The sequence below is a fragment of the Streptomyces sp. NPDC031274 genome (genome assembly GCF_055570235.1).
Genome location: NZ_JBVIHP010000228.1, coordinates 1 through 1,409, shown reverse-complemented (window position 1 = coordinate 1,409; position 1,409 = coordinate 1). Strand labels below are relative to the sequence as shown.

General features: G+C 68.6%; 2 protein-coding genes. Both read right to left on the bottom strand.

All coding sequences use genetic code 11. The annotated features are described in order from the left end of the window. The coding region (locus tag ACZ5CR_RS45200; RefSeq protein WP_468869483.1) for an ATP-binding cassette domain-containing protein at positions 1-542 on the bottom strand (542 nt) is incomplete at its 3' end. A 421-nt stretch (positions 543-963) separates the two neighbouring features. After that, positions 964-1,409, bottom strand: a 446-nt coding sequence (locus ACZ5CR_RS45195; RefSeq protein WP_468869480.1) for a TetR family transcriptional regulator C-terminal domain-containing protein, incomplete at its 5' end; no start/stop codon positions are given.

Here is a 1,409-nt window from a genome sequence, read left to right as displayed (position 1 = left end):
AGCTTGTGCCGGGCCTCCAGGTCGAGGTTGTTGGTCGGCTCGTCGAGCAGCAGTACGTCGGGGCGCTTGAGCAACTGGGCGGCGAGGCCCAGGGAGACGACCTGGCCGCCACTGAGCGTGCTCAGGCTGCGGTCCAGGGCGAGATCGGCCAGGCCGAGGCTGTCGAGCTGGGCGCGGGTGCGCTCCTCGATGTCCCAGTCGTCGCCGATGGTGGTGAAGTGCTCCTCGCTCACGTCACCGGACTCGACGGCGTCAAGGGCACGGATCACCGCGGCGACACCCAGCACCTCGGCGACCGTGAGGCCGCCGGCCAGGGGGAGGCTCTGCGGGAGGTGGCCGAGCGTGCCGCTGACCGACACCGAGCCGGTGGCGGGCTTGAGTTCGCCCGCGATCAGCTTGAGCAGGGTGCTCTTGCCGGAGCCGTTGGGGGCGACCAGGCCGGTCCGGCCGGGGGACACGGTGAAGGACAGGTCGTTGAAGACCGGGGTGTCGTCAGGCCAGGCGAAGGAGAGGTTCGAGCAGATGATGGCGGCATCGGACATGGCGGTGACCTCGGGAGATGGAGGGCAGACAGACTTCTGCCCTGGGCAGCGTGGGAAAGGGGGTACGACGAAGGGGCCACGGCAGCAGCGCTGTTGCAGCGCCGTCCGATGGCCGATCACATCCGGATCTCATCCGGAGATGTCGTCTTCACCCGCCACGACTGCGACTCCTCGATCAAACGGTTCAGGCCGCTCGCAGCGTAGCAGTGTGTACATCGACATGTGTCGTTACCAGCTGAACGGGTTACGGTGCCGCGATCGCTCGGCAGCATGCACACGTGTGGTCCTGCCCGATCAGTGCCGACCAGTGCCGACCATGCTGACTTGATGTGTGAGCGGACCGTGCACCGCTCCAGCTCAGACAGTTGTCCATACGTACGCCGGCACGCAGGTCCCGACACAGACTGCGGTCGGTCCGTTCTCAACGGTCCCGGTGTCCGGGGGCGCGCAAGTGGGCGATGCCCAGGTCGAGGGCGGCCTCCAGGTGGGTGGAGGCGCCCGTGGTCAGGAGGATCAGCACGCCGCCCTGGATGCCGGCCAGTAGGGCTGCGGCCTCGCGGTCGGCATCCAGTTCGGGGGCGATCTCGCCGCCGTCCTGCATGTGGCGAAGGCCCGCGGCGAGCTGCTGCTGCCACTGGTCGAGCAGGTCGCCGGCCACGGTCCGCGTGGCATCGGTTGCCGGGCCCAGCTGGGAGAGGGCCGTATGCAGAGGGCAGTCGGTGCCCTGTTCCCGGTAGCGGGCGACGACCTTGTCGCGCCACCGGTACCAGGCCGCCCAGGAAGTGAGCGAGCTCAGTTCCGGCTGCTGGTCATCGATCACACGGGCCGCTTCGTACCGGGCCACGGTGAGGAGCAGTTCGTCCTTGC